11 protein-coding genes and 1 tRNA gene are annotated in these 13,595 nt (G+C 61.0%); 10 read left to right on the top strand and 2 right to left on the bottom strand.

Annotated features, from left to right (window positions below):
- Positions 1 to 32 precede the first annotated feature (32 nt).
- From IRZ77_RS07190 to IRZ77_RS07230, 9 genes are all read left to right on the top strand, one after another.
- A tRNA-Met gene (locus IRZ77_RS07190) sits at positions 33 to 109 on the top strand.
- 130 nt (positions 110 to 239) lie between these two features.
- Positions 240 to 698 carry a ribosome maturation factor RimP gene (rimP, locus tag IRZ77_RS07195; RefSeq protein WP_003249960.1) on the top strand — a complete coding sequence of 153 codons (459 nt, stop codon included), beginning with the start codon at positions 240 to 242 and terminating at the stop codon, positions 696 to 698.
- Between the two features lie 59 nt (positions 699 to 757).
- Positions 758 to 2,239 (top strand): transcription termination factor NusA, encoded by a 1,482-nt coding sequence (gene nusA, locus IRZ77_RS07200; protein WP_003258062.1) that lies wholly within the window; start codon positions 758 to 760, stop codon positions 2,237 to 2,239.
- Positions 2,240 to 2,266: 27 nt separating this feature from the next.
- Complete coding sequence (infB, locus tag IRZ77_RS07205) at positions 2,267 to 4,807, top strand: translation initiation factor IF-2 (protein WP_046613129.1); 2,541 nt, start codon at positions 2,267 to 2,269, stop codon at positions 4,805 to 4,807.
- Positions 4,808 to 4,923: 116 nt separating this feature from the next.
- A complete protein-coding gene (gene rbfA, locus IRZ77_RS07210; protein WP_046613128.1) occupies positions 4,924 to 5,322 on the top strand; it encodes a 30S ribosome-binding factor RbfA in 399 nt (132 codons plus the stop codon).
- Positions 5,323 to 5,325: 3 nt separating this feature from the next.
- Entirely contained in the window at positions 5,326 to 6,243 is a 918-nt protein-coding gene (gene truB / locus IRZ77_RS07215) for a tRNA pseudouridine(55) synthase TruB (protein WP_135002626.1), read from the top strand.
- 146 nt (positions 6,244 to 6,389) lie between these two features.
- Positions 6,390 to 6,659, top strand: a complete 270-nt coding sequence (gene rpsO / locus IRZ77_RS07220; RefSeq protein WP_003249971.1) for a 30S ribosomal protein S15 — start codon at positions 6,390 to 6,392, stop codon at positions 6,657 to 6,659.
- 251 nt (positions 6,660 to 6,910) lie between these two features.
- On the top strand, positions 6,911 to 9,016 hold the full coding sequence (gene pnp / locus IRZ77_RS07225) for a polyribonucleotide nucleotidyltransferase (RefSeq protein WP_046613126.1): 2,106 nt from the start codon (positions 6,911 to 6,913) through the stop codon (positions 9,014 to 9,016).
- A gap of 262 nt (positions 9,017 to 9,278) precedes the next feature.
- Entirely contained in the window at positions 9,279 to 9,629 is a 351-nt protein-coding gene (locus IRZ77_RS07230; RefSeq protein WP_046613125.1) for a BON domain-containing protein, read from the top strand.
- A 78-nt stretch (positions 9,630 to 9,707) separates the two neighbouring features.
- On the opposite strand, the gene IRZ77_RS07235 is transcribed toward IRZ77_RS07230, so the two are convergent.
- Entirely contained in the window at positions 9,708 to 10,010 is a 303-nt protein-coding gene (locus IRZ77_RS07235; protein WP_046613124.1) for a putative quinol monooxygenase, read from the bottom strand.
- A gap of 60 nt (positions 10,011 to 10,070) precedes the next feature.
- Between IRZ77_RS07235 and IRZ77_RS07240 the strand changes: the two genes are divergently transcribed.
- Positions 10,071 to 10,484 carry a VOC family protein gene (locus tag IRZ77_RS07240; RefSeq protein ID WP_010955354.1) on the top strand — a complete coding sequence of 138 codons (414 nt, stop codon included), beginning with the start codon at positions 10,071 to 10,073 and terminating at the stop codon, positions 10,482 to 10,484.
- A 132-nt stretch (positions 10,485 to 10,616) separates the two neighbouring features.
- Here IRZ77_RS07240 and IRZ77_RS07245 read toward each other — a convergent pair whose 3' ends face one another.
- Entirely contained in the window at positions 10,617 to 13,553 is a 2,937-nt protein-coding gene (locus IRZ77_RS07245; protein ID WP_196173185.1) for a DUF748 domain-containing protein, read from the bottom strand.
- Between the last annotated feature and the right edge of the window lie 42 nt (positions 13,554 to 13,595).

The raw sequence follows: 13,595 nt of genomic DNA on the forward strand, positions 1-13,595 counted from the left end.
GGTTCGGTCTTATACTTTTGCCCCAGCTTTGTCGCGGGGTGGAGCAGCTTGGTAGCTCGTCGGGCTCATAACCCGAAGGTCGTTGGTTCAAATCCAGCCCCCGCAACCAGCTTCAGCGGAGCCCCTTTTCAGGGGCTTTTTGCTAACCGAACAGTTTTCGGCGTCGTTGTCCAACGGCGCTTTCAGGGATGGGCGCTTCGCCCATTTTTTATTTGCACAGCATGCACGAGGGGGTTCAGGTGTCGAGCAAGCTAGAACAGTTGCAGGCCTTGTTGGCCCCGGTTGTCGAGGGTCTGGGCTATCAATGCTGGGGGATCGAATACGTTTCCCAGGGTAAGCATTCGGTACTGCGCATCTACATCGACAAGGAAGGCGGTATCCTGGTGGACGACTGCGAAGCGGTCAGCCGTCAGGCCAGCGCAATTCTCGATGTGGAAGATCCGATCAGCAGTGAGTACACCCTCGAGGTGTCTTCTCCAGGCATGGATCGCCCACTGTTCACTCTGGAACAGTTTGCCTCGCATGCCGGCGAACAAGTGAAGATCAAGCTGCGCTCACCCTTCGAGGGTCGTCGTAACTTCCAGGGCCTTCTCCGCGGTGTGGAGGAGCAGGACGTGGTGGTCCAGGTGGACAATCAAGAGTTCCTGTTGCCGATCGACTCGATCGACAAGGCCAATATTATTCCCAGTTTTGACTGAGACGTGCCGGGCCCGGCGGACTATCCGGGCCCAATGGCTTGCGCAAGGCGAGGCGTACGATGAGCAAAGAAGTACTGCTGGTTGTTGAATCGGTATCCAACGAAAAAGGTGTACCGCCCGGCGTCATTTTCGAAGCGCTGGAAGTGGCACTGGCCACTGCAACCAAAAAACGTTTTGAAGACGAAGTCGACCTGCGTGTGGAAATCAACCGCCACACCGGTAGCTACGAAACCTTCCGTCGCTGGACCGTGGTCGACGAAGCCGATCTTGATGATCCGGCGATCGAGACCTGGTTGAGCAAGATTCACGAAACCCACCCTGAAGCCAAGGTCGGTGACGTGATCGAAGAGAAGATCGAGTCCATCGAGTTCGGTCGTATTGCCGCCCAGACCGCCAAGCAGGTCATCGTGCAGAAGGTCCGTGAGGCCGAGCGTGCCCAGGTGGTCGATGCCTACCGCGAGCGCGTTGGCGAGATCATCTCCGGTACCGTCAAGAAGGTTACCCGCGACAACGTCATCGTTGACCTGGGCAACAACGCCGAGGCCCTGCTGGCCCGCGAAGACATCATTCCGCGCGAGACCTTCCGTGTTGGCGTGCGCCTGCGTGCGCTGCTCAAGGAAATTCGCACCGAGAATCGTGGCCCACAGCTGATCCTGTCGCGCACCGCGCCACAGATGCTGATCGAGCTTTTCCGCATCGAAGTGCCGGAAATTGCCGAAGGCCTCATCGAAGTCATGGCTGCCTCCCGTGATCCGGGTTCGCGAGCCAAGATCGCCGTCCGCTCCAAGGACAAGCGCATCGACCCGCAAGGCGCCTGCATCGGCATGCGTGGTTCGCGCGTCCAGGCCGTATCCGGGGAGTTGGGTGGTGAGCGTGTGGATATCGTCCTGTGGGACGATAACCCGGCGCAGTTCGTCATCAACGCCATGTCGCCGGCTGAAGTCGCGGCGATCATCGTTGATGAAGATGCCCATGCCATGGACATCGCCGTTGCCGAGGACAACCTGGCCCAGGCCATTGGTCGTGGCGGTCAGAACGTTCGCCTGGCCAGTCAGCTGACCGGCTGGACCCTGAACGTGATGACCGAGAAGGACATCCAGGCCAAGCAGCAGGCCGAAACCGGTGACATCCTGCGCAATTTCATCGATGAACTGGAAGTCGACGAGGAGCTGGCCCAAGTGCTGGTCGACGAAGGCTTCACCAGCCTCGAAGAAATTGCCTACGTACCGTTGGAAGAAATGCTCAACATCGATGGCTTTGACGAAGATATCGTCAACGAGCTCCGCGCTCGAGCCAAGGACCGTTTGTTGACCAAGGCCATCGCTACCGAAGAAAAACTGGCAGACGCCCATCCGGCTGACGACCTGCTCTCCCTCGAGGGCATGGACAAAGACCTGGCGGCGGAACTGGCGGTGCGCGGCGTGGTTAACCGCGAAGACCTGGCCGAGCAGTCGATAGACGATCTGCTCGACATCGACGGCATCGACGAAGAGCGTGCCGGCAAGTTGATCATGGCCGCCCGAGCCCACTGGTTCGAGTAATTAGGCGCGGCCTGAGGAGAGAAGTGCATGACGCAAGTCACGGTGAAAGAACTGGCCCAAGAGGTCGAGGCACCGGTAGAGCGCCTGCTGCAGCAGATGCGTGAGGCAGGTCTGCCGCACACCGACGCCGGTCAGGTAGTGACCGACAATGAGAAGCAGACCTTGCTGACTCATTTGAAGAGCAGCCACAAGAGCAAGGCGGAAGAGCCGCGCAAGATTACCTTGCAGCGCAAAACCACCAGCACCCTGCGTGTCGCCGGTAGCAAGAGCATCAGCGTAGAAGTACGCAAGAAGAAAGTATTCGTGCAGCGTAGCCCGGAAGAAATCCAGGCTGAGCAGAAGCGTGAACTGGAAGAGCGCCGTGCGGCTGAAAACGCCGCTCGCGAGAAGGTCGAGGCCGAAGTTCGCCAGCGCAACGAAGAGCAGGCTCGCCGTCAGGCCGCCGAAACCGCCGCTGCAGCCCCAGCGCCTGCCGCCAAGCCAGAGTCGGCGCCTGCCGCTGCCCCGGCCCCGGTAGTTGCCGATGCCCCGGCGTCCGAAGACGCCGCAGCCCGTGCTGCCGAGCGCAAGAAGGACGAAGCCCGTCGCAACGAAGGCCGTACCCGTGACGAAGACCGTCGTGGTGGCGAGCGTCGTGGCGAGGCCCCGCGCGTGTCGATCAAGGTCAAGGTCAAGGAGAAGGAAAAGGCTCCGACTCCACGGGCCGCACCGCGCACCACCGATGAAGAGAGCGATGGCGTACGCCGTGGCCGCGGTGGCAAGAGCAAGCTGAAGAAGCGCAACCAGCACGGCTTCCAGAACCCGACCGGTCCAGTCATCCGTGACGTGACCATCGGCGAGACCATCACCGTCTCGGAACTGGCCCAACAGATGTCGGTCAAGGCCGCTGAAGTGGTCAAGTTCATGTTCAAGCTGGGTACTCCGGTCACCATCAATCAGGTGCTCGACCAGGAAACCGCTCAGCTGGTCGCCGAAGAACTGGGCCACAAAGTGACCCTGGTCAGCGATACCGCCCTGGAAGACTCCCTGGCCGAATCGCTGAAGTTCGAAGGTGAAGTCGAATCGCGTGCGCCGGTCGTTACCGTCATGGGTCACGTTGACCACGGCAAGACCTCGCTGCTCGACTACATCCGTCGTGCCAAGGTTGCTGCTGGCGAAGCCGGTGGTATTACCCAGCACATCGGTGCCTACCACGTGGAAACCGACCGCGGCATGGTCACCTTCCTCGATACTCCAGGCCACGCTGCGTTCACCGCAATGCGTGCCCGTGGTGCCAAGGCTACCGACATCGTCATCCTGGTGGTGGCGGCGGACGACGGCGTGATGCCGCAAACTCGCGAAGCCGTTCAGCATGCCAAGGCAGCGGGCGTTCCGCTGGTGGTTGCGGTGAACAAGATCGACAAGCCGGGTGCCGATATCGATCGCATTCGCAACGAGCTGGCCGTCGAAGGCGTGACCTCCGAAGACTGGGGTGGTGATACTCCATTCGTCAAGGTTTCGGCGAAGATGGGTACCGGCGTCGACGAGCTGCTTGAAGCTGTTCTGCTGCAGGCCGAGATCCTCGAGCTGACCGCTACCCCGACCGCTCCAGGTCGTGGCGTGGTTGTCGAATCGCGCCTGGACAAGGGCCGTGGCCCGGTGGCGACCATCCTGGTTCAGGACGGTACCCTGCGTCAGGGCGACATGGTCCTGTGCGGTTCCAATTATGGCCGCGTGCGCGCCATGCTCGACGAGAACGGCAAGCCTGTGAAGGAAGCCGGCCCGTCGATCCCGGTCGAAATCCTCGGCCTGGACGGTACCCCGGAAGCCGGTGACGAGCTGTCCGTGGTTGCCGACGAGAAGAAAGCCCGTGAGGTTGCCCTGTTCCGTCAAGGCAAGTACCGCGAGGTCAAGCTGGCTCGTGCTCACGCCGGCAAGCTGGAAAACATCTTCGAGACCATGGGTCAGGAAGAGAAGAAGACCCTCAACATCGTCCTCAAGACCGACGTACGTGGTTCCCTGGAAGCACTGCAGGGTTCGCTGTCGGGCCTGGGCAACGACGAAGTTCAGGTGCGCGTGATCGGTGGCGGCGTCGGTGGTATCACCGAAAGCGACGCCAACCTGGCGCTGGCTTCGAATGCAGTACTGTTCGGCTTCAACGTGCGTGCCGATGCCGGCGCGCGCAAGATCGTCGAGCAGGAAGGTCTGGATATGCGTTACTACAACGTGATCTACGACATCATCGAAGACGTCAAGAAGGCTCTGACCGGCATGCTCGGCAGCGATGTTCGCGAGAACATCCTGGGTGTCGCCGAAGTTCGTGACGTGTTCCGTTCGCCGAAGTTCGGCGCCATCGCTGGCTGTATGGTCATCGAGGGTACCGTGTACCGCAACCGTCCGATCCGCGTACTGCGCGAAGACGTTGTGATCTTCGAAGGCGAGCTGGAGTCGCTGCGTCGCTTCAAGGACGATGCCTCCGAAGTGCGTAACGGCATGGAGTGCGGTATTGGCGTGAAGAGCTACAACGACGTCAAGGTCGGCGACAAGATCGAAGTCTTCGAGAAAGTCCAGGTGGCTCGTACCCTGTAAGGGGCGAGCGTGGTGCAGGCCCCGCCCTTGGGCGGCTGGCAGCGCCTCTGAAGGTAGCGCCCGGTCAGGCTTCAGCCTGGCCGGGCGTTTGCCGCTTTAAGTTACAGGTAGCAAGAATGGCAAAAGAATATAGCCGTACCCAACGCATCGGCGATCAGATGCAGCGCGAGCTGTCGGAGCTGATCCGCCGTGAAGTCAAAGACCCGCGCGTCGGCCTGGTGACCATCACTGCCGTGGACGTCAGCCGCGACCTCGGCCACGCCAAGGTGTTCATCACCGTGATGGGCCAGGACGGCGCCGACGCCGTGCCGCAGACCCTCAAGGCCCTGACCAGCGCCGCGAGCTTCCTGCGCCTGCACCTGGGGCGCGTGATGCAACTGCGCAGCGTGCCGCAATTGCATTTCCACTTCGACGAAAGCGTCAGCCGTGGTGCCCACCTGTCGGCATTGATCGAGCGCGCGGTCGCCGAAGACCGTCTGCACAAGGATGCCGACAAGCCGGACGCCGAGGAGTAAGCGGTGGCCCAGGTCAAACGTATCCGCCGCAACGTCAGCGGCATCATCCTGCTCGACAAGCCGCTGGGCTTCACCTCCAACGCGGCCCTGCAAAAGGTGCGCTGGCTGCTCAATGCGGAAAAGGCCGGCCACACTGGCAGCCTCGACCCGCTGGCAACCGGCGTGCTGCCGCTGTGCTTTGGCGAAGCAACCAAGTTTTCGCAGTACCTGCTCGATTCCGACAAGGGCTACGAAACAGTCATGCAGATGGGGCAGACTACCAACACCGGCGATGCCGAGGGTGAGGTGCTGCAGACTCGCGAGGTGACCGTTGGTCGCTCCGACATCGAGGCCCTGCTGTCGCGTTTTCGTGGCCAGATCAGCCAGATACCGCCGATGTACTCGGCGCTCAAGCGTGACGGCCAGCCACTGTACAAGCTGGCACGTGCAGGAGAGGTAGTGGAGCGCGAGGCGCGTTCTGTTACTATTGGCCGCTTGGAGTTGCTCGAGTGCGAAGGCACCCGTGCGCGGTTGAGCGTAGGATGCAGCAAAGGCACCTATATCCGCACCCTGGTGGAGGATATCGGCGAGGCTCTTGGCTGCGGCGCCTATGTCGCCGAGCTGCGCAGGACCCAGGCCGGGCCTTTCGCGCTGGCGCAGACGGTCACTCTCGAGGAACTCGAACAGGCCCACGCCGAAGGCGGCAACGAAGCGCTCGACCGCTTCCTTATGCCTTCTGACAGCGGCCTGCAGGACTGGCCACTGGTGTGCCTGTCCGAGCACAGTGCGTTCTACTGGCTGCATGGGCAGGCGGTACGCGCGCCGGACGCGCCACAATTTGGCATGGTCCGGGTACAGGATCACAATGCACGCTTCATCGGTATCGGTGAAGTGAGCGAAGACGGGCGCATTGCGCCGCGTCGGCTGATTCGGTCGGAATGACCGAAACCGCGGGGCCGGGCAATTGCCAGGTTCCACGGGACCAAGGGTGGCTGTCAGTAGGCACGGTCACACCTTTTTTATTAATACAGGGATTTGTCCCTGGCCTATTGGACCCGCATGCGGGATCCGTTATCAGGAGAAGCCACATGGCCCTCAGCGTTGAAGAAAAAGCTCAGATCGTTGCCGAATACCAGCAAGCCGCCGGCGATACCGGTAGCCCGGAAGTGCAGGTTGCTCTGCTGACCGCCAACATCAACAAGCTGCAAGGCCACTTCAAGGCCAACGACAAAGACCACCACTCCCGTCGTGGTCTGATTCGTATGGTCAACCAGCGTCGTAAGCTGCTGGACTACCTGAAGGGCAAAGACACCACTCGTTACAGCGCCCTGATCGGTCGCCTGGGTCTGCGTCGCTAATAGCGGCCTGGCCAGTGGTGTGCATGGCGTGTCGCAGGCTTCGGCAGGGCTGTTTTGCAGCGCTGCCGTTGGACACGCCACGCGTATCTCCGAGGTTGGCAGCCTGGCAACGCTGAGCGGATCTTCCGCTTGGCGCCAGGCTCCCAGCCTCGTGTTGTATCTGGACGGTCAATGGGGCCGATTCCCCGTTCTGCCCAAGAATTCGCAAGAAACCAGTTCCCCCCAAGAGCCACTGAAAAAGGTAGGAAACCGTGAACCCGGTAATCAAGACTTTCCAGTTCGGTCAATCGACCGTTACTCTCGAAACGGGCCGTATTGCCCGTCAGGCAACCGGCGCTGTGCTGGTTACCGTCGACAACGACGTCACCGTGCTGGTGACCGTGGTAGGCGCCAAGCAGGCTGATCCAGGCAAGGGTTTCTTCCCGCTGTCGGTTCACTACCAGGAAAAGACCTACGCCGCCGGCAAGATCCCGGGTGGCTTCTTCAAGCGTGAAGGCCGTCCTTCCGAGAAAGAGACCCTGACCTCGCGCCTGATCGACCGTCCGATCCGTCCGCTGTTCCCGGAAGGCTTCATGAACGAAGTGCAGGTTGTCTGCACCGTGGTTTCCACCAGCAAGAAGACCGACCCGGACATCGCTGCGATGATCGGTACCTCGGCTGCCCTGGCCATTTCCGGCATTCCGTTCGAAGGCCCGATCGGCGCCGCTCGCGTTGCCTTCCACGAAAGCACCGGCTACCTGCTGAACCCGACCTACGAGCAACTGGCTGCCTCGAGCCTGGACATGGTCGTTGCCGGTACCGAATCGGCTGTACTGATGGTTGAATCGGAAGCCAAAGAGCTGACCGAAGACCAGATGCTGGGCGCCGTACTGTTCGCACACGACGAATTCCAGGCCGTGATCCAGGCCGTCAAGGAACTGGCCGCCGAAGCCGGCAAGCCGACCTGGGACTGGCAGCCAGCCCCGGCCAATGTCGAGCTGATGAACCTGGTGCGTGGCGAGTTCGGTGAAGCCGTTTCGCAGGCATACACCATTACCCAGAAGGCTGACCGCTACAACCGCCTGGGCCAGCTGCGCGACGAAGCTGTTGCCCGTCTGAGCAACGAAGAGACCGGCCCGTCCGCCAGCGCCATCAAGGACATCTTCGGCGAACTGGAATACCGCACCGTCCGTGAGAACATCGTCAACGGCAAACCGCGTATCGACGGCCGTGACACCCGCACCGTGCGCCCGCTGAACATCGAAGTCGGCGTATTGCCGAAGACCCACGGTTCGGCGCTGTTCACCCGTGGTGAAACCCAGGCCCTGGTTGTCGCGACCTTGGGTACCGCACGTGACGCCCAGCTGCTGGACACCCTGGAAGGCGAGAAGAAAGACCCGTTCATGCTGCACTACAACTTCCCGCCATTCTCGGTGGGTGAGTGCGGCCGCATGGGCGGCGCCGGCCGTCGTGAAATCGGTCACGGTCGCCTGGCCCGTCGTGGCGTGCAGGCCATGCTGCCGAGCGACAGCGACTTCCCGTACACCATCCGTGTGGTTTCGGAAATCACCGAATCCAACGGTTCCAGCTCCATGGCTTCGGTCTGCGGTGCTTCCCTGGCCCTGATGGACGCCGGTGTACCGATGAAGGCCCCAGTTGCTGGTATCGCCATGGGTCTGGTCAAGGAAGGTGACAAGTTCGCTGTCCTGACCGACATCCTGGGTGACGAAGACCACCTGGGCGACATGGACTTCAAGGTAGCCGGTACCGCCAAGGGTGTTACCGCGCTGCAGATGGACATCAAGATCAACGGCATCACCGAAGAGATCATGGAAATCGCCCTGGGCCAGGCCCTGGAAGCGCGCCTGAACATCCTCGGCCAGATGAACCAGATCATCGCCCAGTCGCGTAGCGAGCTGTCGGCCAACGCTCCGACCATGATCGCGATGAAGATCGACACCGACAAGATCCGTGATGTCATCGGTAAAGGCGGCGCCACCATTCGCGCCATCTGCGAAGAGACCAAGGCTTCGATCGACATCGAAGACGACGGCTCGATCAAGATCTTCGGCGAAACCAAGGAAGCGGCAGAGGCTGCCAAGCAGCGCATCCTGGGCATCACCGCCGAGGCCGAGATTGGCAAGATCTATGTCGGCAAGGTCGAACGCATCGTCGACTTCGGTGCCTTCGTCAACATCCTGCCTGGCAAGGACGGCCTGGTACACATCTCCATGCTGAGCGATGCTCGCGTCGAGAAAGTTACCGACATCCTGAAAGAAGGCCAGGAAGTCGAAGTACTGGTACTGGACGTGGACAACCGCGGCCGTATCAAGCTGTCGATCAAGGATGTTGCCGCGGCCAAGGCCTCGGGCGTCTAAGCGACTGCCACGCTACAGGAAAGGGCCCTTCGGGGCCCTTTTTTCATGGGCGAAAGGGAACCTTTTGCGGACTTGCATCTTGCATGCAGGTTTACGGTGCAGATTGCAAAATGCACGACGACAGGAACACTGATTTTTCGCTAACTTATTGATTTAAAAGGAAACAAGCGAGGCGGAAAAGCTGGCACAGCGCGTGCAACTACCTTCATATCTGACGCCAGGACATACGGCGCAGACCTTTCGAAAAACAGGAGTGACTCACATGAAGAAGTTCGCCATTGCTGCCGCTACTGCTACCGCCCTGACCCTGACCCTGGCTAACGGCGCATTCGCTGCAGAGCCAACCCAGGCTCCAGTCATGTTGGCCGCCAATACCGTGGACAACGCCAAGCAGGAAGGTTCTGACACCTGGATCACCACCAAAGTGAAAGCGGACCTGCTGACTGAAAAAGGTATTCCAGGCAGCGACATCAAAGTCGAGACCAGCCAAGGTGTCGTCTCGCTGTCGTCTGACGTGGCGGTGACTCAGTCCCAGAAAGAAGAAGCTGTTCGTATTACCAAGAACATCAAAGGCGTCAAGAGTGTGATGTCGGATGGCCTGAAAGCCGAATAAGGATTGTCCCGTCGGCCAAACGGATTTGGCCATCTTTGCTCCGAGCCCCTGCTATTTGCCGGGGCTTTTCATTTGCGGCTAGTAAACCGGGTTACGTGCGATCACATCACTCTCGAAGCATTCCTGCTCGATGATCAGCGGCTCGACCAACGGCCGGCTATCGCGAAAGTGCGCGGTTTCAGTGTGCGCTTCATACGCCGCTTCATCGCGGTAGATCTCGTACAGGTAAATCACCTCCGGGTCGGCCCGGTCCTGCGACACGTCGAACACAAGGCAGCCCGATTCGGTGGCGACAGACGCTGCGGCATTGACCTTGATCGCAGTCAGAAAATCTTCGGCGCAACCGGGCTTCACTCGGGTCTTGATGAACAGGCTATACACAAGGCTCTCCTTTTGTTTTAAATTCTACTGTGAATTGTATACAAAAATGGAGCCTCGCCAATGTCCGAATTGCCTGCCCGCCCTGGTCGCCTGAATGGCCTGCGTCATATTGCCTTGTTGGTGCCCAACCTTGAGGAGTGCGAACGTTTCTACGTCGATGTGCTGGGCATGGAGGTGCTGAACCGGGCCAACGAAGACCTGGTGTATCTCACTTGTGGTAACGACAATCTGTCGCTGGGGCGTGGGGCAGGGGCGGCCAATGGGTTGCAGACCCTGGACCACTATGGGTTCATCGTCGATAGCGTGGAGGAGCTGGAAGCCTGGTACCAGTACTTCAAGGCGCACGGCGTGACCTTGCTCGACCGGCCGTTCAACCATGGTGACGGGGCGCGCAGCTTTCACCTGCTGGACCCGGCAGGGAACAAGGTGCAGCCGTTGTATCACCCGGCGGTGTCGGGCCAGCGTTTGGTGTGAAGCCTGTACCGGCCTCTTCGCGGCGGTTCGGCGCCCCGATGAGCTCCCACAGGGAGCGCGCACAGCTCAAGGCCAGCGCATACCTTGTGGGAGCGGGTTTACCCGCGAAGAGGCCAGCCCTGCTGGTAGAAACTACTCGGCATCCAGATGCATCGGCGTCACCACCCGCCCATCGCTCTCGGCCTGGCCCAGGTTGGTATCGATGAAGTACACCCGGTCATCTTCCAGCTGGCCTTTGTCCACCAGGTAATCCTTGATGCTGCTGGCCCGCTCCTGGCCCAGCGTGCGCAGCAGCGCAGTACTCTCGGCCCAGGACTTGATCACCGCCTCGCGCAGCTTGGCGGTGCGCTCGTCACGGCCCAGTTGCTCCCATTCGGCAGGCGGCTGCTGTTTCAGGCGATTACGGTAGATGCCTTCGAGCATCGCTGGTTTGTCGCTGTCGTCGACCACCAGCATCGAGGCATTGGCCGGTACCTTGTCACCGCGACGCTGCAGGATCTTGTACCAGGTGGCCTGGTACTCACGCTCCAGGCGCTGCTGGGCGATCAGCGGGCCATCGCTGGCCTGGGCACTGGTGCCTTCGATTTCCAGACGCAGCTCCGGGCGTTCCTTCAGGGCCGACGCCAGCTTGTCCAGCGATGCCTTGGCGTCGCCACCGAGCTCGCTGGAGCCCGGCGCGAAGGACACGTTGCCCAGGTCTTCCGAGCCACCGCCGGCAACCAGCCCGCCAATGAACTTGAACGGTGCCTGCGCCGCACGCAACACCAGGTTGCGCAGTGTTTGCCACACGATCGGCATCACGCTGAACTGCGGGTTGTTGAGGTCGCCTGACACAGGCAGCTCGATCGAGATCTTGCCTTCTGTATCCTTCAGCAACGCCACCGCCAGTCGGATCGGCAGGTCCACTGCGTCCGGGCTGTCGACCTTCTCGCCCAACTGCAGCTGCTCCACCACCACCTTGTTCTCGGCCTTCAGCTGGCCATTGGTGATCAGGTAGTGCAAGTCGAGGTTGAGCCGGCCCTTGCGGATGCGGAAGCCGGCGAACTTGCCGGAGTAGGGGGTGAGTGTGGTCAGCTCGACCCGCTTGAAACTCGTGGCGATGTCCAGGCTGGCCAACGGGTTGAAAGGGTTCAGGGCGCCTTTGATGGTGACCGGCGCGTAGCGGTCGACCTTGCCCTTGACGTCGACCTTGGCCGGCACCGGCTTGCGGTTGTCGATGGTGCCGATCCGGCCGTTGAGCTGCTGGATGGCCGTAGCGAAGTTGGGTGTGAGAGACAGGTCGGCGAAGTTGGCCGAGCCGTCGTTGATGTCGATCTGGCCGATGTGGATGCCCAGCGGCTTGTCGTTGCTGGCAGCGGCCGGCTTGGCCTGGCTGGTTGCCGGAGCGCCGGCCGGCTGCGGGATCAGCAGGTCGTTGATGTTGGTGGTGCGGTCTTCGTTGATGATGAAACGCGCATAGGGTTGCAGCAGGGTCACCTTGTCGATCGACAGCGTATCGCCGTGCACGTAGGACAGGCCATCGACGTTCACCTGCTGCCATTTGACGAAGTCACGGCTCTTGATGGTGTCGAGGGTGTGCAGCTGGCTGACCTGTGCCTTGCCGGTAACGCTGAAGGCCAGCGGTGCGGTGTTCTTCAAGTCGACCTTGAGGTCGCTGGCGAGCATGCCACTGCGCAGCTCCAGCAGAATGAACGGGCTTATATAGGCTTGGGCCACTCGCAGGTCGATGTCGCGGCTGCTCACGTCCAGCTTGGCCCAGATGGGCGCCAGGTTGACCTGGCCGGCTGCCTGCAGTTTGCCTTGCTTGCCCACACCGGTATCGAGCTTGAGCGTGAAAGGCGACTTGTTGAGGCTATCGAAACCTTGCAGATCGGCATTGAGCGGGCCGACGTCCAGGGCCACCGGCTCCTTCTGGGTACGGTCTGCCAAGTGCACCAGATAGTTACGCAGTTGCACGTCCTTGAGCAACACCTGCCAAGGTTTGCTTGGCTCCTTGGCGGCTTGCTGTTCGGGCGTTGGCTCGGCGGTGGCAGGCTCGGCCTTTTCCTTCGGCGTGGCTTTGGCCGGCTGGCTGGCGAACAGCTTTTGCCAGTCGAGCTGGCCGTCCTTTTCCAGCGCAGCCCAGGTTTCCAGTTTTTCGCTGCGGATCTTGCCCACGGTGACCAGCTGCTTGACCAGGTCGACCGAGGTTTCGCTTACCTCCAGGCTGGCCAGGCGTGCCAGCGGCCGGCCATCCGGGGCCTTGATGGCGAACGGAGCAATGCGCACCGACGCGTTGTCCAGCAACAGTTCGGTCTGTTTGGCAAGGTTGAGCTTGTAGTGGGTGTCGAGGCTGACCACGCCTTCTTCCAGCACCAGTGGCACGGCATCGCGTACATAGGGCCAGAATGCCTTCATCCTGCCTTCGGTGATCTTCAGTGTGCCTTCAGAGGCTATTGGCGCCAGGCTCAGGGTGCCTTTCCAGTCGATGCGCCCGCCGTTGGGGCCGATGGCCACCAAAGTCATGTCGGCGTTGTCGTTGGGCAGCGTGCTGAGGTTTTTCAGCTCCAGGTTCATGTTGTCATAGAGGAACTCGATCGGCTCGCCCGGGCGCAGGTCCTCGAAGTGCAGGTAGCCGTCGCTGAGCTTGATGCTGCCGATGCGTAGCGGGAACGGGTCGCTGGGCGGTTCGTCAGGTTTGGCTTCGCTGGCTGGCAGTTTGAACAGGCGGGTCAGGTTGAGGGTACCGTCCTTGGCGAACAGTACTTCGTTGCGTGGCTTGACCAGCTCCACTGCGTCAAGGTGCAGGGCGCCACTCCACAGGCTGTCGAGCGAGAGGTTGGCGTATAGCCGGTCGAAGCCGACCTGCTCCTTGCCAGGCTCGCCGATCTGCAGGCCCCACAGCGTCAGCTCGAGGCTGAAGGGGTTGAGCTCGATCCGTTCGAGATGGGCAGGCACGGTTGCGTACTCGGCCAACTGCTGGTTGGCGATGCGCAGCGCGACACCGGGGAGAACGAGAAAGCCGAGAAGGCTGTAGAGGGCTACCAAGGCCAGCAGTGCGCCAACGGCGCGAGTCAATCCTTTGTACATGTGTCGCTTCGTCTGTCTAAGCAGGAGAGCTTGGAGTATGGC

It is taken from the genome of Pseudomonas pudica (assembly GCF_015680405.1).
Classification (GTDB): domain Bacteria; phylum Pseudomonadota; class Gammaproteobacteria; order Pseudomonadales; family Pseudomonadaceae; genus Aquipseudomonas; species Aquipseudomonas pudica.

What these genes read in the sequence shown, in the direction of transcription:
- rpsO (WP_003249971.1), top strand. Translation starts at nt 6,390, where the DNA reads ATGGCCCTCAGCGTTGAAGAAAAAGCTCAGATCGTTGCCGAATACCAG.
- IRZ77_RS07245 (WP_196173185.1), bottom strand. Translation starts at nt 13,553, where the DNA reads ATGTACAAAGGATTGACTCGCGCCGTTGGCGCACTGCTGGCCTTGGTA.
- nusA (WP_003258062.1), top strand. Translation starts at nt 758, where the DNA reads ATGAGCAAAGAAGTACTGCTGGTTGTTGAATCGGTATCCAACGAAAAA.
- infB (WP_046613129.1), top strand. Translation starts at nt 2,267, where the DNA reads ATGACGCAAGTCACGGTGAAAGAACTGGCCCAAGAGGTCGAGGCACCG.
- rbfA (WP_046613128.1), top strand. Translation starts at nt 4,924, where the DNA reads ATGGCAAAAGAATATAGCCGTACCCAACGCATCGGCGATCAGATGCAG.
- IRZ77_RS07240 (WP_010955354.1), top strand. Translation starts at nt 10,071, where the DNA reads ATGTCCGAATTGCCTGCCCGCCCTGGTCGCCTGAATGGCCTGCGTCAT.
- IRZ77_RS07230 (WP_046613125.1), top strand. Translation starts at nt 9,279, where the DNA reads ATGAAGAAGTTCGCCATTGCTGCCGCTACTGCTACCGCCCTGACCCTG.